The sequence below is a fragment of the Methylocystis sp. sgz306128 genome (genome assembly GCF_056032725.1).
The window spans coordinates 90,231-112,138 of record NZ_JBVYWO010000009.1 but is presented as its reverse complement, the minus strand read 5'-3'; the positions used below and the strand labels follow the sequence as shown (position 1 = coordinate 112,138).

The following is a 21,908-nucleotide window of genomic DNA, read 5'->3' as shown; positions in this document are numbered from 1 at the left end:
ACTCGAAGCTGTGAACGCATCAACTTGTCCGTCTCCTCCTGCGACCAACTCGACCAAATTATTGAGAAAATCGCGGGGATCAGGTCTCTGATTGCGCCACGGAGCTTGCGGATTATGCGGCGCGAGAACAAAATCGAGGACTGATGGGAGAGGATGTCTGTATTACCGGCGACGACGAGACCTCACAGCGACTTGCCAAGCCCGACAATTATTGACACCTACATGAGTTATTGACGAAGCGTCAGCCGAACGAGACGATTCCGCCTCGGGTTGCGCTCACCAGGCTTGCAGGAGCCCATGCGGGAATTCAGGAACAACATCCTCTTTTCAGCGAGCGACCTTATGCGCTTCATGGGTTGTGCTCACGCAACAACCCTCGATCTGGCACATATGCGCGGAACTGGCCCAGAACCGCGCGCCGATAGCGAAGATACCGCGTTGCTGCAGAAACAAGGCGATGCCCACGAAGCGGCACATCTGGCACGACTCGGTAAGGCGGGACGCCAAGTGGTGGAGATTGCGCGGGGCGATCTCGCGCAGAACGCTGAAACCACCCGCGCAGCGCTCGCCTCTGGGCCGGAAGTTGTGTATCAGGGGGCGTTCTTGTCCGGCAACTGGGGTGGTTGGTCGGATTTTCTGGAGCGGGTTGAAAACCACTCAGCGCTGGGGGCTTTCAGCTATGAGGTGACTGACACCAAGCTGAAGCGCCGCCCGCTTCCCAAACATGTATTGCAACTCGTACTCTATTCGGACCTACTGACCGAAATTCAGGGCATAGCGCCCGAGTTCGCCCATGTAGAACTCGGCGATGGAAGCCGCGCAACTCTTCGACTTTCCGACTATACAGCCTATGCCCGTATGGCGCGGGAACGTCTCGAAGGCTTCGTGGCAAATCCGCAGCCGACACGTCCCATCCCTTGTGCAGATTGTAGCCTTTGCCGTTGGGCCGATCATTGTGCAGATGTTTGGCAGGCAGAGGACAGCTTGTTCAACGTCGCCAACATCAGCCGCGTACAGGTGAAGAAACTGGAGATGGCCGGAGTCAGAACGATGCAGTCCCTTGCCGGTCTCGATCATCCAATCCGTAACATGGCGGAAAACACCCGAATCCGCCTGGTCACTCAAGCCCGGCTGCAACATGCCCGCAAAACTGGCGCGCCTTCATTCGAATTACGCGCACCAGAACCCGGCAAGGGCTTTGACCTGCTTCCGGCGCCGCAACAAGGCGACATCTTTTATGACATCGAGGGCGATCCGCATTTCGAAGGTGGCCTCGAATATCTTCATGGCGTCTGGTGCGATGGCCAGTTTCGTGCTTTCTGGGGGCATGATCATACCGCTGAGGCGCAGGCGCTCGCCGATTTGCTCGATTTCTTCCGCACTGGCCTTACCGCCCATCCAGCTGGACGTATCTACCATTATGCGCCCTATGAGATCACCGCGCTGCGGCGGCTGACCACAAAATATGGAATTGGCGAGGCTTTTCTCGATCGTCTCTTGCGAGAGCGTCGCTTCGTCGATCTATTTGCCGTCGTACGCGGGGCGCTGATCGGATCGGAAGCGAATTACTCCATCAAGTCAATGGAAGCCTTCTACGGACGTATACGCGACGGCGAGGTAAAGACGGCGGGCGGGTCGGTCGTCGCCTACGAACGATGGCGTGAAACGCACGATCAGAACATCCTCGACGAAATTGAGAACTATAATCGTATTGACTGCATATCGACCGAAGAACTGCGAAACTGGTTGCTCGGCATACGACCCGCCCGGCCGTGGCCAACGCCCGGTCAGGACGCGGACGCGATAGAGGCCGAAGAAGACGCAGAGACGCAAGCCTTACGGACATTGCTTTCGACATCGGGTTTGCCTCAGAATCGGCAGGACATGTTGTTCAACCTCGGGCTCTTTCACAAACGAGAGGCCAAGCCAGCACAATGGGCCGTATTCGACAGTGTCGGCAAGGACGAGGACGATCTGATTGACGATCTCGATGCCCTTGCCGGTCTGGAAGCCACAGGCCCCGCCAAAAAGATCAACCGCTCTACGGTGCGGACCTATCGTTTTCTTCCGCAAGAGACAAAGTTACGACGCGGCAAAAATGCCACGGTACCCGTCGTGGATGGGGCGCCGGCGACGGTTCACATCGAGGCCCTGGACCGAACCGCGCGCGAATTAACCGTCAAAGTTGGTGCTGCGAAGGCCCATCTGCTGTCAGATCGACTGACGCTGCACCCAGATTGGCCATTGAGCACCGACGTTATTGCCGACGCCATGCGCGAAGTGATCGCCGATCAATGCGGGACAAAACGTTTCACAGCCGTTAGTGATATTCTGTCTCTTGCTGCCCCGCGCCTGAAAACGGGAGTGAGTCTCGATCTGTTGAAAAGAGCAGATCCGGTTGCTGGCACGATCGCTGTTGTGGCGGCCATGGCCGATACAATTCTGCCGATTCAGGGGCCGCCCGGCACAGGCAAAACCTATGTGATAGCCCGCGCTATCCTGTCTCAGGTGCGCCAAGGCTTTCGTGTTGGCATTGCTTCGAATAGTCACGAAGCGATTCGCAATGTGCTGATGGGCTGTCTGAGTGCGCTGGAGGAAAGTCCCTCGGGCGCCGCTCTGAAAAGAATTGAGCTCGCGCACAAGGTCAGCGGAAGTGATGATGGTTATCCCGAAGACTTCACCGGCATTACACGGACCACCTCAAACGACGATCCCAAGTTGACACAGGCGCATATCGTCGGGGGCACTGCGTTCTTCTTCTCACGCCCCGACTTCGAACAAGCTTTCGATTGGTTGTTCGTGGATGAGGCCGGACAGGTTAGCCTAGCCAATATGGTTGCCATGGCTCGGACTGCTCGCAACATCGTGCTCGTCGGTGACCCGAGACAGCTGCCTCAGGTCATCCAGGGGGCCCATCCCGAGCCAGCCAATCTGTCATGCCTTGACTGGATGCTTGGCGACCATGCCACCATTCCGCCTGACCGTGGAATCTTCCTGCCTGTCTCCCGGCGGATGCACCCGCAAGTTTGCCGATTCATTTCTAATCAGGTCTATGAAGGACGGCTTGAGAGCCATCCTGATACCATTCACCAACGGGTGAGCGGCACATCTTTCCCCGAGGCTGGCGCTTTCTGGGTACCGGTTCCCCACGAGGGCAACGCCCAAATCGCGCCGGAAGAAGTCATCGCTATTCAAGCAGCCATACGCAAGCTGCTCTCTGCGATCTGGACGGAGAAGGACGGTACGTCCCGCCCCATGCGTGAGACGGACATCATCGTCGTTGCTCCCTATAACGTTCAGGTGAATGCCCTGCGCGAAGCGCTACCCAACGGGATCCGCGTTGGAACTGTGGACAAATTTCAAGGACAGGAAGCGCCAGTCTGCCTTGTCTCAATGACCGCTTCGTCGGCAGAGGAAACGTCGCGGGGGATGGAATTCCTGCTATCGCTTAACCGCATTAACGTGGCAATCTCCCGCGCCAAGGGCTTGGCGCTGGTATTCGGCGCGCCGCGCTTACGCGAAACTAAATGCGAAACAGTTGAACAAATGCGGCTGGTGAATACGCTCTGTGCGCTGCCTGCTTATACGTTGAATCAAAAGGAAGAAAAATGAGTGACAATGACTGGTTTGTGATGCGCCCTCAAAAGGCCCAGGCCTTTGGCCGGCCTGAAGGCAAAGGTTTTATGGTACAGAAAGGATCAACGGCGATGCGGGAAGGTTCGCCGCTAGTGAAACGGGATCGAGAAGAACGTGACCGATTAGTTCGACTAGGTGTTCTTGTGCCTGACAATGACCCGGATCTCTATTGTTTTTCGCGCGATCACCTGTTGAGCAGCGCTAGTGTCGCGGGCGGCATAGTGAAGGACGGAAATTGTAGTGGACGGCAAAGCTGGTGCAGGCCCAGTGACGGGAAGACGCTCAAAGACGTATTGGGTTGAGCCTTGGGATACCTTTCACCTCACTCAAAATGAGTTATGGCTGACAGGCAATCGTAATGACGGTTAAGGCCTCAGGCTATGTCGTCATTTATATCAAATTGCAGCAGACGGACCGGTGCTATGGGAAATGACGCGAATTTGGACCTGATTAACCACACCGACCAGATGCCCGCTGAAACTTGGAATGATTTCATTGCAAGTGAACTTCGGTCAACTTTTGGTGCCTATCTCGCGAAACCTGCTTTCCTTCTTGGTCACTCTCGAACCGAGGCGCAGACCTCAGCTGATTATGCGGGCCGCGAACTTCTTGAACTCGTGCAGAACGCAGCTGACGCCGCAAGTGAATCTGGTGGTGACGGACGCGTCCTGATCGAAGTCAACGGCGAAGCGCTTTTCGTAGCCAACACTGGACAGCCTTTTCGTAAACAGGGCGTAGCGGCACTAATGACGGCTGTTGATTTTCACTCAGAACTGAGCCGGGTGGGCACATAATTTCCACTGAGAATTGAGCCATGTGAACCTTCCCCCAAAGCGGTGAGCGACGGGGGCAACGGAGTGATCCACATGGGACTTTTGAACATCATCCGACGAATGCATTTGCGGCAGCAGCTGTCGATCCGTGAGATCGCGCGGCGCACGGGACTGTCGCGGAATACGGTGAGCAAGCATCTGGTGGCGGACACAGTCGAGCCAAAATTTGCCACGCCCGAGCGTTCGAGCAAGCTTGATCCCTTCGCCGAGAAGCTGGCCGGCTGGTTGAAGACCGAAGCTGGGAAGTCACGCAAGCAGCGTGAAACGCTGAAGCAGGTGCATGCCGATCTTGTGGCGCTCGGCTTCACCGGCTCCTATGGTCGGGTGGCGGCCTTTGCGCGTCAATGGCGGGCAGATCGCCAGCGCGAGCAGCAGACCACGGGGCGAGGAACATTCGTTCCACTATCTTTCCGCCCAGGCGAAGCCTTCCAGTTTGACTGGAGCGAGGACTTTGCCGTTCTGGGCGGTAAATGTTGTTTACCGTTGCGATTTGATCCACTTTTTCATTTCATCGTAGCCCAGCGCTATATCTGAAGAGTTCATAAAAAACAGATACTTAAAGAGCTCTTGAATGGATCGGCACCACATGAAAGAGCGGATCAATTACTAGCGGAGTTCATCACTGTTGTTCTACTTTGCCCGCAGGTACAGGTGTTTCATCGTTTGACCGGGAGCCGTTCGTTCTTCGGTTACGAAAAGGTCTGTCTTTGCTTTGACTAAATCGGACAGCTTCTTGTAGCCATACAGACGAGAATCGAAATCGGATTGCAACTTGGTCAAGTAGCTTCCGAATGTTCCTAGGCGCGCCCATCCGTTTTCGTCGGAAGATTGCTCCAAAGCATCCAGCATGAATTTCTTCGGAAATTTCGGCGACATATTCACTGGTGGGGAGGGATTTGGAGGCGTAGTGGCCTTCGCTGGGGCAAGCGTAGCTTCGACTTTGTGGCTCGGTACAACGATTTCTGGCTCAGCAACGCTAGGGCGCAAAACTTCGGTAAAGATGAATTTATGGCAAGCGCTCCTGAAAGCGTCTGGTGTTTTCTTTTCACCAAAACCAAGGACCGTTAAACCTTCTTCTCGAATCCGTGTTGCAAGCCCCGTAAAGTCGCTATCGCTCGTTACAAGGCAGAACCCATCAAATTTGCGGGTATAGAGCAAATCCATTGCATCAATAATGAGCGTGCTATCGGTGGCGTTTTTGCCTGTGGTGTAAGCGAATTGCTGCACGGGCTTGATGGCGTATTTTTGGAGGACTTTCTTCCAAGATGAACTGCTGGAAGAAGTGAAATCGCCATAGATGCGTTTTACGGTTACCTCTCCGAACCGTGCCACTTCTGCTAGGATCCCTTCAATGACCGATGCCTGTGCATTGTCCGCGTCAATCAGGACCGCCAAACGAGCCATAGACTCTTCAGATCCTTTTCTAGCTATGAGCCTCGGCGAAACCATCCCTTGCAACCTCTCTCTACAAAGAAGAAAGCAGGATTGCATATGACGAATTAAGACGCAAATTCCCTATATTATTGATACATTTATATTGAATAAATCCAAAAAATTTAAAAATATATAGCGCAAGATAATTGGCTTTATTATATTTTTGCTTCTGTCTTTTACGAATAGATAAAATAAAATTTATGAATGAACCAAAGACCCAACATAAACGCAAAAATAATTACGATTAATACATCTTCACTAAACGGAATATAGAACCATATTGTTGAATTTCACTAAAAACTGAAACATTTTTCCGCTTTGCTAAGGTCCATAGTAACTTTGTCAAACCACTGAAATTTAGAAAATATTCCAGACTACCCGGATCACCACGAGATAAAAAATTGAGTCAATCCGAAAAGGGAATTAACACGCGTGGGTTGCGAATGAATTCCCACCAATATTTATCTAATAATCCGGCCACCTTTTTAAATGATTTCAATCCGTCAAAATCGTCTGACAATTTTCGCTGCTCTCACTTAGCATGCCATTTTTAGCGCTGTACCATCGCTGCATACGGAAGAAGCAACCGCGCTGCTTCAAATGCAGCATCTACCAGGTCAATCTGATTTTCTAAGGGTTCTGTCAGATCAATCGGTTCAACGCCGATGAGCAGGTGAAGAGTACCAGCGTGAACAGTTGTCCACATATTTTCTGGGATTTTACCCGGAAGAATGGCTAATGCCCTTTCCTTCCAATTCTGTTCGCAGACAAGCACCATTGTGGACGTAGTGAAGCTGTGTTTCAGTCGCATATTCTTTGGAAAATTCAGACCTTTAAAGTAATATTCCTTGTCTCTGCCATATTGCGCAGTGAAAGCAAATTCATGATAATTTTTTTCTACGTAATTAAAATAATCTTGTTTAAATTTCGCCAAAATCGTATCAACAACCACCGTTTCGTTTCCCGGTGTCCCCGCCATGCTACGCCGCTGACGATTAGCCGAGCGCATCAAAGTGTCCCGTCGCCAGTGCGCGCGAGGTTCATTTTGTTTGTCGAACCAGTCGGCAATATCCTCAAAGGACAGAGTCGCATGCCAATCTTCTAGAGGCACACCAGCAAGATAATAACGCGGAGCACAAAGTATTGCGAAATAGCGTTTGACGGAATTTGAACCGCAAAGTGCTGCGCCACGCTCATGATAGCGTATAGCCTGCCGTGGTTGCATGGCGGCGCCAATTTTATCCTCGATCATCAAAGCAACACGCTCGCCGCCAGTTTCAATCAGTGCGAGCACATCTGTTTCACCATTGCCTCGATAGACACTATGTTGCGCCGACACCAGAGACGCCCCCGCAACCCCAACATGCTCCGCGAGCCAAATTATAAATTTAGGGTTGCAATGCATCTCCTCAAGCAAGAGCAGATCGATGTCACGTTCCTGAGCATTGAACGGTGGAGGGCTGTAAATCATCAATTGGCTTTCATGGCACAATTACAATCGGTAAACGTGCCATTATGCCACGTTGTCGGCTTAGATAAAGCGAACATCAGCGGAAAGGTGAGCGAGCCCAAAACGGAAAGGCAACACATGTTATGAAATTGCCTGATAAGATCAAAATCAATCTGTAAATTCCCTGATCTGCCAAATATTTTCCCTGTTATGATTTACGATTGAAAATGTCCAAGCATCAGAAATTCCGAAGAAATTTGAGAAATTCAGATCAATCTGGCCCTCAAAAATCCAAAAATTCCCTGTATTTTCCCTGTAAATCAGGGAATTTGTGCAGAGACCGGTTCGCTCCAGACTGCGTCCACCGCCAATCTATCAAATAACTGAAAGAAATCAGCAAGCTACTGTAATTGCTGACCTTCTAGCTGTTGTTCACCTTACGATCTGATCCACTTTTTCATTTCATCATAGTCCAGCGCTATGTCGGAAGAGTTCAAAAAGACAAATACTTAAAGAGCTCTTGAATGGGTCAGCGTCACATGAAAAAGCGGATTAATTACTAGCGAACATCAACAGCGACCTCGTTAAAGAGCGCGCCAAGGCAGGGCTTGCCTTCGCCGCGCGCGGGCGACACGGCGGGCGACGTCCGGTCGACACGCCCGGTAAACTTGAACACGCCCGCGCCCTGTTCACGAAAGGGCTGAATTTACGGGAGGCCGCGACAAGACTGAAAATTGGGAAAACCGCGCTTTACGACGCCCTCGCGAGCACGAAATCGAGCGGCGGCTCAGTTCGAAATTCCGTTCAGCGGCGGAACGCGCCATTCAGCAGGGAATTGCTCTTTCGTGCTTCGAATAAACATGCTTTGGTCAAATCGGTTTGCGAAGGCCTCGTGTCGCAAACTTCCTCACGCCTCGGGGCGGTATAGCGGAAGTGGGCGGCGCGAGCCTGCGATCGAGGACGAGCGCCGGCACGATGCCAGGCACGCCGACCCTGATCCCGGACTGCACTCAACGCGGCGGGGCCCCGCCGCGTTTGGGTCTGAGCTGTGGTGACATTACATTACTGCCGCAGGATTGCTGCTGTTCCAGATGTCGCGAGCCATTCGCCAGGTTCCGGCAGGCTGTCTCTCGTAAATCGTAATGTACTTGCCGGTCTCGCACATGGGCGATCCACCGGTCGCCGGACTTAAGCTTATGGTGTAGCCGCCACGTTCGAATGCCCATTCGCCGGAGATTCGGACTTCATCTACAGAAAGAGCAAACTGCACTCGAAACTGACTAAGCATCCCGTGACACCACGATGCAATCATCGGTTTGCCGATATTTGCGGGCCCATTGGGAGGCATTTGTATGCCGTCGTCTGCGAAGAGCGCCGCCCAAGCGCCGGCATCGCCGACGTTGAGTGCGGTGACGTGGGAATCTCGTACGCTGTCGATAGCGCCGAGATCGGCTTCGTTGCTGTATCGTGTGTCCTGCATGATGTTCATTTCCCTCTTGAATTTCCGTTTAGGAAGGGTGGGACGATGAAGCGAAGCTGTCAGCCTTTCGCAATGTTCGGGTTGGCCGATAGCGACGCCTATTCGGTGGATCAGCGATCGGGCATTGGTCCGAGGATCGACAGGCCGTGGCGCTGCGCGGCGGCGACGAGTTTCTGTAAATCGGCTTCACTGGGTTCGGAAGGACTTGCACTGTCCCCAGTTTGACTCGTCTCGCGCACAAATTCCGCGAATGTTCCTCCGTTGGTCATGAGCAGGACGCGGGCCGGCTTCGTGCCCTCAATGCGGAAGCCGTGGGGGATTCCGCGCGGGCCGAAACCGTAGTCTCCGGTATTCAAGGTAACCGAACGATCTGCGACCACTACGGTGACGGTTCCGTCTATGACGTAGAACGACTCGTCCTCGTTGTGATGAACGTGCCAGGGCGAGGCAAAACCGGGCGGGATTAACTGTTCGATCAAGCTGAAAGTGTCGCCCGTTTCCGCGCCGCTGGCGCGGATCCAGGTTGGCAGAGACAAGAACCATCGCTGGGGAGCGGGCACGGCTTCGACGGAGGTTAGTGTTTGCGGGGTCATATCGGTGTCTCCTTCTGGACAGGCAAGGCAGCATGAGTTATATTAACGAAATGATAATTTCATGAAATAAAGATTTCGTCAATATGAAAACTCGCGGTAGTAGACAATATCGGATGACCAGTCGCGCCGTGGCCCGCGATGAGACGCGGGAGCGGATCGTGCGCGCAACGATGGCGCTGCATGACGAACGGGGCGTCGCGACAACTTCATTTGCGGATATTGCTGAGCGGGCCGGCGTCGGCCCGGCGACAGTGTTCCGCCATTTCCCAACGCTGAGCACACTGGTGATGGCTTGTGGCGCTCACGTCGCCGCCGAAATGCGACCGCCATCACCGGCGGATGCGCCGAAGGTTTTCCAGGGCCTGACAACCACGCGCGCCCGGATCGAACGATTGGTCAATGAGTTTGACGCTTTTTACGCTCGGGGTTCGCTCCGTCTGATCGCGGCCGCCAACGATAGAGATCGCATACCGGAACTCGATCAATTCCTGACGATGGTAGACGCCGGAATTGAAGCCTACATCAAGGAAGCCGTCGCGGATGAGGCGCCGGACAGATCGCTTATTGTCGTACTGATGGCTCTTTGCAGCGTGCACGTCTGGAAAGCGATGACACGCGCCGATCTTGCGGCGGCGGACCGTCAAGCGATTCTGGTTGACATTTTAATGAGCGCGATCGTTGCAGTGCGGGCGCAGAAACAGGGCCGGCAGTGAATTCCGGCCTGTCGCCATGCACGCTTTTGGCCACCGCGTCAGCTTCGCGAACAGGGCGTTCATCCCACTCTCATGAACCACGCCTCCAAGGATCAAGGGGCGCGTACGCCTCGGTAGCGGGGCTTGGCGGGCCCGGACGTCACCAACGAGGCTGCGGCTATTGGTGTTGTTTACGGTTACGATTTGATCCACTTTTTCATTTCAACGTAGCCTAGCGCGACGTCGGAAGAATATACAAAAACAGATACTTAAAGATATTTTTAATAGATCAGCGCCACGTGAAAAAGTGGATCAATTACTAGTCAAGTTCAACAGGATCACCATAAATTGGCAAAATGGGCCAATTGAAAAAGGGAAATCAACAGACTCCCATTCTAATCCACTCAGCGGAGTGCAAATCGTTTCTTCGCAATCTCGCTTACAGGTGTGTACAGAGCGACCAGTGTACCCTCGGGATCTCGGAACTGCGCCGTTTTGTTGCCCCAAGGCATCATTTTCGGGCCGTGCACCACCTCGGCCTTGTCTGCAAGCCGGAGGAACTCGAGGTCGACATCGTCAACCATAAACTCAAGGATAGCCGTTCGGTTGGACGCGGGCGCTGCGCTGCCCTCTTTAAATAATGCCACCGTGTCTGCGGCGCCAATAGCTAGTGTCGCAGAGGACGTGACGATCTCGGCGAATACTGGCGCCAGCCACTCCGCCGCCATGCCCGTCAGCATCTCGTAAAACGAAACTAATGCCTGAATGTCGCTGGCGATCAGGCGCGTAGAAGCAAATTTCATGACCAATCCTTGTCTGTGATATGCATGATCAGGGGTTGGTCGCCTATATACTCTCATGCTACTGACAGCATCCCGTCAGCAGGAGCTACTGCCCAATGCGCCGCGCCGACCGCTTGTTTCAAATCGTCCAAATCTTACGCAGATCGCACCATCCGGTCACCGCGGCTCGAATTGCAGCGGAACTGGAAGTCTCGACGCGTACGGTTTATCGAGATGTCGCGGATCTCATCGGACAGCGCGTTCCTATCGATGGTGCGGCCGGTTTTGGTTACGTGCTTGGAGCTGGCTATGACCTGCCGCCCTTAATGTTCACGACAGACGAAATCGAGGCAGTAATCCTTGGCGCTCAAATGATCGCCAAACTCCCCGACCCGTATCTCGCAGCAGCAGCTCTTGATGCAGTGTCCAAGATTATGTCCATTTTGCCGGAACAACTGCGAACGTCTGTCGCGACACCGAGCGTGGCCGCGAAGCCCGCGCTGGAGACGGCTGCGGTCGGCCTGGACATGCGGGCGCTCAGGTCGGCTATTCGGACTGGTCGCAAGCTGAAGCTGCGCTACCGTTCGAAGTCAGGCGACGAAACGGAACGTACCGTCTGGCCGGTTTTCTTGGGGTATGCGGAAACCGAATGCATGTTGATCGCCTGGTGTGAACTCAGGCAGGGCTTCCGTCATTTCCGCTCCGATCGCATTCTTGAAGCAAGCGTGCTCTCAGAGGCGGTGGAGGTCAGCCGAACCCAGTTGCGGCGGCGTTGGGATCACTGGCGTGAACACGACCTTCGAAGAATGGCCGAATTGTCAATTCTCGCTTCCGATTGATCCATTTTTTACTCTGCAATGATTCATTGCAAATGTGCCAAACCACTGAAATTTGGTAAATTATTTCAGATCAGACGGGTCGCTATAAAATGGCAAAACGGGTCAATCTGAAAGGCAAATCAAAGCAACAGTATCAGCCTTTCCATGCCCCGTGGCCGAGTTCATATGGCTCACTCCAAGCAGACTTCAGATTATGGATTCCGTCAGTATCCAATTTTCAGGAGAAACTCACCTCAATCGAATTTTAAACAAGATTTTTGTTCGTTACAGTCTGCTGTATTCCGGAACGTCAGCAACAACAAAAAGCTGAGCTACACGCCGTGCTTTTGCTGGAGTCCGAGTCGGTACCCGATACCAGCCCTCAACCAGAAATTGTGCTGGCTCAAGCCCCTTCGAAATCGTCTCCCAACCCTCAAAATATGAACCGTACTTGGGAAGCCCCGGCACAAAGCAAGCCAAATGCATTAAAGGCGCGGCCAATTCCTGCCGCGGCGATGCCTGCTGGCAACCTTTAGCCAGGGCAATTTTTCAATATTACAAACAAAATATTCGAATAATTTTAGATTAATATCGCGTAAAATTTCATATTTTTGAGAAATATTACAACATTATTTCAATATATTCTATATATATGAAAGTATTTTACAAAATTTTAAGGATATTTAAATTTATTCTATATTGTCATACGAATAAAATCACACTAGGTTAATCACGTTGCTGCCGGCGAAAGTGTTCCAGCGTTCAATTCCGGCAATAAAGCGTCTGCGTCAGCCCCTCAGGGGCAACCCAAATTAACCAGAATCAACCTGATCGATGCGCAATCCCTGCTCGCAGCTCATGTGTGGCAGCAGGACGAGTGCGCGTCCAAACAATAACGACCGGGGATGTCCGACAGGGCCTCGTCGCCGGCAAACGAACCACGGCAGGAGGGACACTGGAAGGCAGCTAACCAACAACACAGGCATATTCGTCGCCGGGTCTTCCGGCAAAATAAAACGCGGCAAGCAAGGGAGCGCAAGCTTCCGGAACTGCTTTTGCACCCGAAATCCATCAGATCCAGAAAGACGGAGTTTCATCATGGCAATGAGTAAGATCGGAAAATTCACGCTGCACAATGGCGGCGGCTTCGTGGCGCGCGGCCAGGTCGCCTATCTCGACGATAACGGCGAAAAACACCTGACCGGCAATCAGGGGGATATATTGCTGGGCCAGACCAAGGATGTCGATCCCGGCGCTCTGGGCGTCCCGGATGGGTCGATCATTGATCTTTATGTCTTCGTGGTCTGGGGTACCGACAATGAAGCCCGCCAGTCGTTCATTTATCAGGCTGGCAGCCCCGTCAAGGCCAATTACACGATCACCGGGACGACACTCTCCAATACGTTGGGATTGATTTCCATAGGCTGATCCCCCCGGCACGGAACCGGCCTGCCGTCCGGCAATGGCCGGTTCCGGACCATCGTCGCGATTGCGACTTAAAAAACAGGATTTCTGTCAGCCCGGAAAGAAACGCGATATGAGCACCAACAACAACGATACCGACGATTACAACCAGACCTGGCGCAATTGGGCAGGAAATCTGTCCTCGGCGCCCGATGAAATACTCAGACCCGCCAACCTTAAGGAGGTGCAGGATCTTGTCCGCAACAGTGCCGGTGAAAAAATTCGCGCCTTCGGCACAGGCCATTCCTTCAGTCCGCTCGTTGTGGCCAACGGCCAGTTGCTGGTTGATCTCTCGGATTACAACGAGGGAGGACGCAAGGCCTGGCGCTGGCAGAAGGACGGCGGCAATTTTGTCTCATTCCTGCCCTCGGCACGCTGGTCGGATGTACGCGACGCCCTGATGACAAAGGATTCTCCGCTGCCGCAGATGTATCTTGCCAGCACGGGCGCACTGGCCTCCATCAACGCCGTTGGCTTTGTCGCGGCGGGCTGCCACGGCACCGGCTGGAATCAGCCCACCGTTTCCGACTACGTCTGCGCGATAGAATTTGTGGCGGCGGATGGTCAGTTGCATGTGTTTTCCGATGAAACAACCCCGGCGGATATGGCGGCTGCCCGCGTCAACCTTGGCCTTCTCGGCATTATCACCAAGGTCACCTTACGGGTTGAGCCGGCCTTCAAACTGCTGGACGAAGAAATTGTCGTACCGACCGAAAATATCATGGGGCCCAATCCCGCTAAGACGGACGGCGAAATCGACACCCGAAATTTGCACAGGCTGATCACAGAGAACGAATATGTCGAACTGTTCTGGTTTCCCGGCAGCGGCTTCGACGGCAAGATCTGGCTGAAGAAGTTCAACCGAACGCAGGATGAGATACGCGATGTGCCGCTGCGGCCGGACGGCTGGATAGATAAATTCGCCGACGCCGTGATGAACTGGTCCGCCGAGCATCCGGCGGCGTGGAACATTATCCTGCCGACGACCTGGAACACCATCAGTGACCGGGCCGGTGCCATAGAGGCGAGTCACGGTTTCGTGGCGGAGGCGCCCCGCGTATTTTTCTATGCGGATCAGGCCTTCCCCATTCTCGACCTCGAAGTGGCCATTCCGATACCCATGACCGGCCCCGGAGTCTGGGATGTCCGCAATGTGGTGGAAGCCTGGTACAAAGCCCTCAATTACACCTACAAGTTCCAGGGTGATTTTCCGCTGACGACCTGCCTTCATGCACGCTTCACCAAAACCAGCCAATCGCTGCTGTCCGCCGCTTATTCTCCAAGCACAACCGACCGCGTCTGCTGGATCGAGATCCTGAGTGCCTATCCGAAGGCAGAACCTGATCCCGTCAAGCGCGCAAACGCCATGAAGCCACATATGGCCATGATCAACGATGTTGTGAACGACTGGATCAACCTGCGCAAAGGGCGGCCGCACTGGGCAAAGAACTGGCAATATGTCCAGCCGAACGTCGATATGCGCTCGCTCTTTCCTGCGGAAAATCTGCAGGCGTTCAATAACCTGCGCCGCCGGCTTGACCCGGACGACATATTCCTCAACGCCTTCCTGGCGAAGCAAAACCTTTTCTCTTGACGCGTGTCCGTGTCCGCAGACGGAAGCGCCCGCCGCAAAGAGAAGCGGCGGGCGTCAGAAACCGGCGATTTGGCCTGAGAGGCTTGGAGCGGCCCGATATTCTGGGACGGACATGCATAACAGACCAGTTGACTCGTGCTCTGATCCCTTAAAACTGACCGCTTTTTGGTTAGGGTTTTCTGCTTTATTTTTTCCCCAAAGAATGGGGGAATTCGAGCCTCATGTCGCAAGAAAACTTTGTATCGGCCCATTAACTGATTAGTTTGTTCAACAATTCAGTTTCAAACGCTGAAGCAAAGGAGAGAAAGCCCATGTCCCGTCCCCCGTTACCACCGTTTGACGCCAAAGCTGCCGCACAAAAGGCCCGCATGGCTGAGGATGCTTGGAATTCCCGTGACCCTCAAAAAGTGTCACTCGCCTATACCGAGGACAGCCAGTGGCGAAATCGAACAGAATTTATCCATGGTCGTGAAGAGATTGTTGCTTTCCTTACGCGTAAATGGAACCGCGAGTTGAATTATCGCTTGATCAAGGAAGTGTGGGCCTGCGCCGAGAACCGTATTGCCGTCCGCTTCGCCTACGAGTTCCATGACGACAGTGGCCAATGGTTCAGAGCTTACGGCAATGAAAACTGGGAATTCGATGAATTCGGCCTGATGCGCCGACGTATTGCGTCTATCAACGACATGCCGATAGCCGAGAGCGAACGTAAATTCCACTGGCCGCTCGGACGTCGACCCGAGGATCACCCCGGACTAACCGAACTGGGCCTGTGATCGCCGTTTCACACCGGTGACAAGCTCGGCACTTAAACGCACGGTAATTGGCCAGAGGCCCGAATTACACTCCAGCTTCTGGCGGCAGATTGCCGTGGCCGTTGACAGCAAGGCTGTGCAAGGCAAGGCAATGCCGGCGACTGACATCGCCGGAGCGCATCTGCATGTATTGGGTCGAATAATGATGATTTTTTCACCAACGCCGACCCCAGCCGCCACGGCCTCTGGCAAATCGGATGACAAGCAGCAGCAGCACAGCTCCGATAGTGGCGTTGATGATAGATTCGACAAAGCCGACACCAAGATGAATTCCAATCCGAGGCAGGAGCCATCCGCCAATAAAAGCTCCGACAATGCCAATGAGAAGATCACCAATCAGTCCGAAGCCTGTTCCCCTCACAATCAATCCGGCAAGCCAGCCGGCGACGACACCGACAATCAACGTTATTAACAGGCCTTCATTCGACATATACATGAGGGAGGCTCCAAAACTGTCAAACTGCAAGGTTCCGCCATAGGACTACGGCACAGGAAGCGCGAATTGTCCATGCCAATTTACTTTCGCCAGAACGCCTCACAATTTCAAAAATGCCAATCTGGTCGGCGGAGGCATGTCTTGGATCACGTAAATCGGATTTCCCCGGCAATGGACGGCATCCGAGTGATGGGTCAATTGGCTCGCTCTGCGATGAGCCTCTCCAGCTTCATCAAACCACGGCATTTTAACAATATATCATGTCCGGGCAGACCATCATCAGCGGAAAAGTGGCCAGCCAAAAACGGGAAACCAACACACGTTAGGAAATTGCCTGATAAGATCAAAATCAATCTGTAAATTCCCTGATCAGCCAAATATTTTCCCTGTTATGATTTAGGCGTGAAAATATCCACGCATCAGAAAAATTTAGGAAATTTGAGAAATTCAGATCAATCTGACCCTCAAAAATCCAAAAATTCCCTGTATTTTCCCTGCAAATCAGGGAATTTGCGCAGAGACCGGTTCGCACCAGATTGTGTCCACCGCCATTAAGTCTCTGATGAAAAACAATATTTCATCCAATCGAGAGTTCCTCCAAGCGATTTCGGCGCTCTGCGCACCCTTGTCTCCACGTTTAGATCAACTCGATTTCAGGCAATTCTCCGGCTCACTCGTCTCTGCGCGCCGGATTGCCAAGATTTCTTGCCAACATTTACGCACTTTGGCCGTCCCTATACGGATTGAGCACCGCTCGATATTTTTCAGCTGGCCCTTCGCCGTCGATGCCGATCTAAGTGCCAAAGATGAGGCGTTTAATGCCGCTCAATTACATAGCGTTGATAATGGGGTGTGTCTGGCGCGCCCTGTCTCCGGAAAGATTGGATCGACGACACCCTTATCCTTCATGGCGCCGCGCAACGCTGCACCGTCGAGGACATCGCCCCCGACGGCTTTCGCCCGTCTGGCACCCGGCGTCAGCAGACCGCCTGCCTAACGCAGAAAGATCGCCGTACCACATCGGTCTGCTGCATAGGCACCCCTGCAGTATTACGCGCCAACTGGCCGTTGCGCCCCGCATCGGAGCACAGTCAAGCGCTCTCTGCGGCTGCTGCGGGCAGCGTGGCCATATCGATGACAAAACGGTACTTCACATCGCCTTTGACAGTGCGGTTGTAGGCGTTATTGACGTCCTTCATGGCGATCGTTTCGATGTCGCAAACAATGTTGTGCTCACCGCAGAAGTCGAGCATTTCCTGAGTTTCGGGTAGGCCGCCGATAAGAGACCCGGCCATTGAGCGGCGGCGGAAAATAAATGGCACGCCGCTCACATGCTTGAGCGTCTCAACTGCGCCGACGATAACCATCGTGCCATCGCGTCTCAGCAAGTTCATGTATGGATCGGTATCGTGACCGACGGGGATCGTGTTCAGCAGGAAGTCGAAGGTGCTCGCCGCCGCCGTCATGGCGTCGGCGTCCCTTGAGATCAAAATATCATCGGCGCCGAGCTTCTTGGCATCCTGACCTTTTTCAGGCGAGGTCGTGATCATCACAACATGCGCGCCCATGGCATGAGCGAATTTCACGCCCATATGACCAAGGCCGCCCAGGCCGATAATGCCGACTTTCTGCCCCGGGCCGACCTTCCAATGCTTCAGCGGGGAATATGTCGTCACCCCCGCACACAGCAGGGGCGCTGCAGCAGCCGGATCGAGATTGGACGGAATGCTCAGGACAAAACGCTGGTCGACGGTAATCTTGTCGGCGTACCCGCCCAGTGTGAACTTATGCGGCGTGCCGCCGATTTTGTCCTCGCTGTTATAGGTTGCCGTCCAGCCATGCTCGCAATATTGCTCCAAGCCGTCATCGCATGCGATACAGTGACGGCAGCTATCGACGAGACATCCGACACCGACCAGATCGCCAGTTTTGTATTTCTGCACCCTGCCGCCTACAGCAGATACGCGCCCGACAATCTCGTGACCTGGAACAAATGGATATTGCGTGCCGCCCCATTCGTTGCGCGCCGAATGGATGTCCGAGTGGCAGATGCCGCAAAAGAGGATGTCAATCACGACGTCGTCGGGCCGCGGTTCGCGCCGCTCAAGGCTAAAGGGCGCGAGTGCGGATTCAGGCGAGGCCGCAGCATATCCGAGTGCTTTCATGGGATAGTCTCCAATGTTGTTGGTTGATGGTTATGAAGTAGGGCGACAGTTTTCGTCTCGCGTCGCAACAGACGCGTGCTCGCGAAGCTGCCAATGCCGCAAACAGCGATAACCCAGCCCATGGGCCAGGGTGTTCCATCCGCGAATGCGCCCACAAGCGCAGAACCAGCTATGCCGCAGCCGTATTGAATGGCGCCGACCAAAGCAGATACCGCTCCGGCACGTTCCGGAAATCCCGCCAGAGCTCCTGCAATCGAGTTGGCAACAATAAAGCCCGTAGCCGAGGCGAAGACAAACAGGAGTAAAGCGAGGCTCCACAAGCCGCCCCAACCGGTGAAGGTCGCAATGGCAATCGCGACTCCGGCGGCGGCTGCGCCTCGCGTCCCGGCCGTAAGAAGCCGATCGCTGCCAAGCCGGGTCACGAACCTGGCGTTGATAAGACTCGAAATCATGATGCCGACGATTCCGGCTGCGAACAGCACGCCATACAACTGCACGGGCACATGATGGTAGGTTATGTAGGCGAAGGGTGAACCGGCGATATAGGCGAACATGGCACCGTAGAAGAGCCCGCCTGCGCCGGCATAGCCGAGCAATCGCTTGTCGCGCAGCAGCGGCCCATATCGCAAGAAGGCTTCACCCAGCGGCTGGCGATTGCGCCGCGCAGCCGGAAGCGTTTCAGGGAGAACGGACAGCGAAGCCAGAGTCAGCAGGCCGACCGCGACAAGCGTCCAGAAGATCGCTCGCCAGCCAGCCAAAACGAGGATCTGGCCACCGAGGATCGGTCCGAGCAGAGGCGCTATCGCCATAACCGTCATGAGCGTCGACAGCATCTGCGCCGCGCGATTGCCGGTGTAGAGGTCCCGCACCATCGCGCGGGCCAGGACGACGCCCGCGCTGGCACCAAGCGCCTGAATGATACGCCAGACAATTATGACGAGGGCACTGCCGGATAGGGCACAACCCGCCGAGCCGATCAGAAATAGGATGAGGCCGAGCGCGACCGGCCCGCGGCGCCCGAAGCGATCGCCGACCGGTCCCCACACCAGCTGGCCAGCGCTGAAGCCCACCAGGTACCCGGAGACGGTCAGCTCAAGCGTCCCTGTCCCCGCATGCAGGGCCTGGGTCATCGTCGGCAGCGCCGGCAGATAAAAGTCCGTCGAAATAGAGGCAAACCCCATCAGGGCGCTCAGAATAGCGAGCACCCAAATGGCGGTCGTGCCATCGGCCGACACGGCGTGTGACGCAGGCTGCATTTTCATCAACGCCCCACACGCGCCTGCAAATGGGCGGGATAGCGGTCGCCCACAACCGTGATGCCCGAAAGGGCAGCTTCAATCTGACGAAGGTCCTCCGAGGTCAGTTCCACAGAGGCGCCGCCAATATTTTCCTCCAGCCGATGCAGCTTGGTGGTTCCCGGAATCGGGACGATCCATGGCTTCTGCGCAAGCAGCCAGGCAAGCGCGATCTGCGCGGGAGTCGCCTTCTTGCCAGCGGCAATTTTGCCGATCACATCAACCAATCCCTGATTGGCCTTGCGGTTTTCCTCCGAGAAGCGCGGTACGATGTTGCGGAAGTCGGTCTTGTCGAAGCTCGTGCCGGCAGTGATGGCGCCCGTCAGGAACCCCTTGCCGAGCGGGCTGAATGGGACGAAGCCGATGCCGAGTTCTTCGAGCAGAGGCAGGATATGCTTCTCAGGCTCGCGCCACCACAGCGAATACTCGCTCTGGAGGGCCGCGACAGGCTGAACCGCATGAGCGCGTCGAATTGACTCGACGCCAGCTTCCGACATGCCAAAATGCTTCACTTTGCCGGCTGCAATCAGTTCCTTCACCGTACCTGCGACGTCTTCTATTGGCACGTTGGCATCGACGCGATGCTGGTAAAACAGGTCTATGCGGTCGGTGCGCAGATGCTTCAGCGCGGCGTCCGCTACCTGACGGATGCGCTCAGGACGGCTGTCCTGGCCTTTGCTGGCATCACCATCCCGGAAGCCGAATTTGGTGGCGATCACAACCTGATCGCGGAACGGCTCCAGCGCTTCGCCCAGCAGTGCCTCATTGGCGCCCTGCGCATAGGCCTCGGCGGTGTCGAAGAAGGTCACCCCCTGTTCGAATGCGGCGCGGATCAGCTTGATCGCGGCTGATGTGTCTGTGGCTGGACCATAGCCGAAGCTCAGACCCATGCAGCCAAGGCCAAGGGCCGAAACTTCCAGCCCGCTTTTTCCAAGTGTTCGTTTTTGCATAATGTGCAGTTCCTCGTTTAGATGCGGGTGGGACCGGACTGGTACTGCTCGTCGGTAACCTTTTCCATCCAGTCGACAGGGCTGCCATTGAGTTTTTCGGCAATGGCAATATGCGTCATGGCTGTCGCCGGCGATGCGCCGTGCCAGTGTTTCTCGCCAGGGGCGAACCAGACGATGTCCCCTGGGCGTATCTCTTCGACCGGTCCGCCTTCACGCTGAACCCAGCCAAATCCGGCGGTGACGATCAGTGTCTGGCCCAGCGGATGCGTATGCCAGGCCGTGCGCGCGCCCGGCTCGAACGTAACGGTGGCGCCGCTGGCGCGAGCGGGTTCGCTGGCGGCGAACGGCGCATCAATGCGAACGGTTCCCGTAAAATATTCAGAAGGGCCTTTGGCTGAGGCCTGCAAGCCAGAACTTATAATGTTCATTTTGTTCTCCTATCCAGAAAAAGCCGGAGACAGTGCGAAACTTTTCTACTTCATCCTGTTTTCAATTTAGCACCTGCCCATTGCTACAATTAGATGCTAAAATGTGCATGTAGTCATAAGGTGAGCTAATGAATGGCGCGGATCGATCTCAATGACATAACCGCCTTTCTGGCGGTCGCCCGGGAGGGAAGTTTTACCAGGGCCGCCGCTCGTCTCGGCGTGTCACAGTCGGCTTTGAGCCAGACCATGCGCAATCTTGAAGCCAGGCTTGGTCTTCGCCTTCTGACCAGAACGACGCGCAACGTTGCGCCGACCGATGCAGGACAGCGCCTGATCGACACGGTCGGTCCAAGGCTGGAGCAGGTCGACGCGGAACTGGCTGCGCTGACGGCGCTTCGCGATAAACCCGCGGGGACGGTGCGGATTTCTGCCGGCGAGCATGCCGCCGATATGGTGCTATGGCCCGCAATCGAAAAACTCCTGCCACGCTACCCCGACATCACTGTCGAAATCATCATCGACAACGGGCTGACGGACATCGTCGCCGAACGCCTTGATGCGGGCGTGCGACTCGGCGAGCAGGTTGCAAAGGACATGGTGGCGGTACGCATCGCGCCAGACATGCGCATGGCTGTGGTCGGATCGCCAGCTTACTTCAGCGACCGGAAAAAGCCGCGAACACCACAGGATTTAACCGTTCACAGTTGCATCAATCTGCGCATGCCAAGCGCCGGCGGTCTTTACGCCTGGGAATTTGAAAAAGGAACGCGCGAGCTCAAAGTGCGGGTGGAAGGCCAGCTCGTCGTCAACACGGCCACGCTCGCCGTCAAGGCCGCTCTGGCCGGAGCGGGGCTGGCGTTCGTGCCGGAAGACCGCGTATTACCGTTGATTGCCGAAGGCAAGCTGATCCGGGTCTTGAGCGACTGGTGCGCCCCGTTTTCCGGCTTTCACCTTTACTATCCAAGCCGCAGACAGCCGACGCCCGCATTTGCAGTCTTAGTCGACGCCCTTCGGTATCGCACGCACTGATGTTGCCATAGTCG

Annotated in this window: 20 protein-coding genes and 1 pseudogene; 11 read left to right on the top strand and 10 right to left on the bottom strand. The window is 54.8% G+C overall.

Translation table 11 applies throughout. The annotated features are described in order from the left end of the window. Nucleotides 1-297: 297 nt before the first annotated feature. From AC0N03_RS13630 to AC0N03_RS13615, 4 genes and pseudogenes are all read left to right on the top strand, one after another. Nucleotides 298-3,612: a TM0106 family RecB-like putative nuclease gene (locus AC0N03_RS13630; RefSeq protein WP_474289359.1), complete on the top strand. Its 3,315-nt coding sequence runs from the start codon at nt 298-300 to the stop codon at nt 3,610-3,612. After that, a complete protein-coding gene (locus tag AC0N03_RS13625) occupies nt 3,609-3,938 on the top strand; it encodes a DUF4357 domain-containing protein (protein WP_474289358.1) in 330 nt (109 codons plus the stop codon). Before AC0N03_RS13630 ends, AC0N03_RS13625 begins: the two co-directional genes overlap by 4 nt. A gap of 120 nt (nt 3,939-4,058) precedes the next feature. Continuing rightward, complete coding sequence (locus tag AC0N03_RS13620; protein WP_474289357.1) at nt 4,059-4,430, top strand: hypothetical protein; 372 nt, start codon at nt 4,059-4,061, stop codon at nt 4,428-4,430. A gap of 72 nt (nt 4,431-4,502) precedes the next feature. After that, nucleotides 4,503-4,940 (top strand): annotated as a pseudogene (locus AC0N03_RS13615) (winged helix-turn-helix transcriptional regulator); the annotation flags it as partial. Between the two features lie 159 nt (nt 4,941-5,099). Here the strand turns inward: AC0N03_RS13615 and AC0N03_RS13610 are convergent. From AC0N03_RS13610 to AC0N03_RS13595, 4 genes are all read right to left on the bottom strand, one after another. Further along, nucleotides 5,100-5,873, bottom strand: a complete 774-nt coding sequence (locus tag AC0N03_RS13610) for an NYN domain-containing protein (protein ID WP_474289356.1) — start codon at nt 5,871-5,873, stop codon at nt 5,100-5,102. A 580-nt stretch (nt 5,874-6,453) separates the two neighbouring features. Then, a complete protein-coding gene (locus tag AC0N03_RS13605; protein ID WP_474289355.1) occupies nt 6,454-7,377 on the bottom strand; it encodes a hypothetical protein in 924 nt (307 codons plus the stop codon). Between the two features lie 1,033 nt (nt 7,378-8,410). Beyond that, entirely contained in the window at nt 8,411-8,842 is a 432-nt protein-coding gene (locus AC0N03_RS13600; RefSeq protein WP_474289354.1) for a YybH family protein, read from the bottom strand. 101 nt (nt 8,843-8,943) lie between these two features. Beyond that, nucleotides 8,944-9,426 carry a cupin domain-containing protein gene (locus AC0N03_RS13595; protein WP_474289353.1) on the bottom strand — a complete coding sequence of 161 codons (483 nt, stop codon included), beginning with the start codon at nt 9,424-9,426 and terminating at the stop codon, nt 8,944-8,946. A 113-nt stretch (nt 9,427-9,539) separates the two neighbouring features. Between AC0N03_RS13595 and AC0N03_RS13590 the strand changes: the two genes are divergently transcribed. Further along, nucleotides 9,540-10,139: a TetR/AcrR family transcriptional regulator gene (locus AC0N03_RS13590; RefSeq protein WP_474289352.1), complete on the top strand. Its 600-nt coding sequence runs from the start codon at nt 9,540-9,542 to the stop codon at nt 10,137-10,139. Nucleotides 10,140-10,522: 383 nt separating this feature from the next. Here the strand turns inward: AC0N03_RS13590 and AC0N03_RS13585 are convergent, their stop codons facing one another. Continuing rightward, the gene (locus AC0N03_RS13585) at nt 10,523-10,921 is read right to left on the bottom strand and encodes a VOC family protein (RefSeq protein ID WP_474289351.1); all 399 of its coding nucleotides are present in this window, start codon (nt 10,919-10,921) and stop codon (nt 10,523-10,525) included. Nucleotides 10,922-11,016: 95 nt separating this feature from the next. Between AC0N03_RS13585 and AC0N03_RS13580 the strand changes: the two genes are divergently transcribed. The 4 genes from AC0N03_RS13580 to AC0N03_RS13565 all read left to right on the top strand — a co-directional run bounded on the left by AC0N03_RS13580 (nt 11,017) and on the right by AC0N03_RS13565 (nt 15,552). Continuing rightward, nucleotides 11,017-11,739, top strand: coding sequence for a helix-turn-helix transcriptional regulator (locus tag AC0N03_RS13580; protein WP_474289350.1), 723 nt, complete (start codon nt 11,017-11,019; stop codon nt 11,737-11,739). 1,077 nt (nt 11,740-12,816) lie between these two features. Then, on the top strand, nt 12,817-13,146 hold the full coding sequence (locus tag AC0N03_RS13575; protein WP_474289349.1) for a hypothetical protein: 330 nt from the start codon (nt 12,817-12,819) through the stop codon (nt 13,144-13,146). 109 nt (nt 13,147-13,255) lie between these two features. Continuing rightward, nucleotides 13,256-14,776 carry a D-arabinono-1,4-lactone oxidase gene (locus tag AC0N03_RS13570; protein WP_474289348.1) on the top strand — a complete coding sequence of 507 codons (1,521 nt, stop codon included), beginning with the start codon at nt 13,256-13,258 and terminating at the stop codon, nt 14,774-14,776. A 311-nt stretch (nt 14,777-15,087) separates the two neighbouring features. Further along, nucleotides 15,088-15,552: a nuclear transport factor 2 family protein gene (locus AC0N03_RS13565; protein ID WP_474289347.1), complete on the top strand. Its 465-nt coding sequence runs from the start codon at nt 15,088-15,090 to the stop codon at nt 15,550-15,552. A gap of 193 nt (nt 15,553-15,745) precedes the next feature. On the opposite strand, the gene AC0N03_RS13560 is transcribed toward AC0N03_RS13565, so the two are convergent. Further along, complete coding sequence (locus AC0N03_RS13560) at nt 15,746-16,027, bottom strand: GlsB/YeaQ/YmgE family stress response membrane protein (protein ID WP_474289346.1); 282 nt, start codon at nt 16,025-16,027, stop codon at nt 15,746-15,748. Nucleotides 16,028-16,589: 562 nt separating this feature from the next. On the opposite strand from AC0N03_RS13560, the gene AC0N03_RS13555 reads away from it, so the two are divergent. After that, entirely contained in the window at nt 16,590-17,024 is a 435-nt protein-coding gene (locus AC0N03_RS13555) for a hypothetical protein (protein WP_474289345.1), read from the top strand. 94 nt (nt 17,025-17,118) lie between these two features. On the opposite strand, the gene AC0N03_RS13550 is transcribed toward AC0N03_RS13555, so the two are convergent. Genes AC0N03_RS13550 through AC0N03_RS13535 form a run of 4 tightly spaced genes read right to left on the bottom strand, consistent with a single transcriptional unit; the run spans nt 17,119 to nt 20,865 of the window. Further along, on the bottom strand, nt 17,119-18,192 hold the full coding sequence (locus AC0N03_RS13550) for an NAD(P)-dependent alcohol dehydrogenase (RefSeq protein ID WP_474289344.1): 1,074 nt from the start codon (nt 18,190-18,192) through the stop codon (nt 17,119-17,121). Continuing rightward, complete coding sequence (locus AC0N03_RS13545) at nt 18,189-19,454, bottom strand: multidrug effflux MFS transporter (RefSeq protein ID WP_474289343.1); 1,266 nt, start codon at nt 19,452-19,454, stop codon at nt 18,189-18,191. Before AC0N03_RS13545 ends, AC0N03_RS13550 begins: the two co-directional genes overlap by 4 nt. Then, the gene (locus tag AC0N03_RS13540) at nt 19,454-20,437 is read right to left on the bottom strand and encodes an aldo/keto reductase (RefSeq protein WP_474289342.1); all 984 of its coding nucleotides are present in this window, start codon (nt 20,435-20,437) and stop codon (nt 19,454-19,456) included. Before AC0N03_RS13540 ends, AC0N03_RS13545 begins: the two co-directional genes overlap by 1 nt. 17 nt (nt 20,438-20,454) lie before the next feature. Next, the gene (locus AC0N03_RS13535; RefSeq protein WP_474289341.1) at nt 20,455-20,865 is read right to left on the bottom strand and encodes a (R)-mandelonitrile lyase; all 411 of its coding nucleotides are present in this window, start codon (nt 20,863-20,865) and stop codon (nt 20,455-20,457) included. 132 nt (nt 20,866-20,997) lie between these two features. On the opposite strand from AC0N03_RS13535, the gene AC0N03_RS13530 reads away from it, so the two are divergent. Next, the gene (locus AC0N03_RS13530) at nt 20,998-21,894 is read left to right on the top strand and encodes a LysR family transcriptional regulator (RefSeq protein ID WP_474289340.1); all 897 of its coding nucleotides are present in this window, start codon (nt 20,998-21,000) and stop codon (nt 21,892-21,894) included. Nucleotides 21,895-21,908 lie beyond the last annotated feature (14 nt).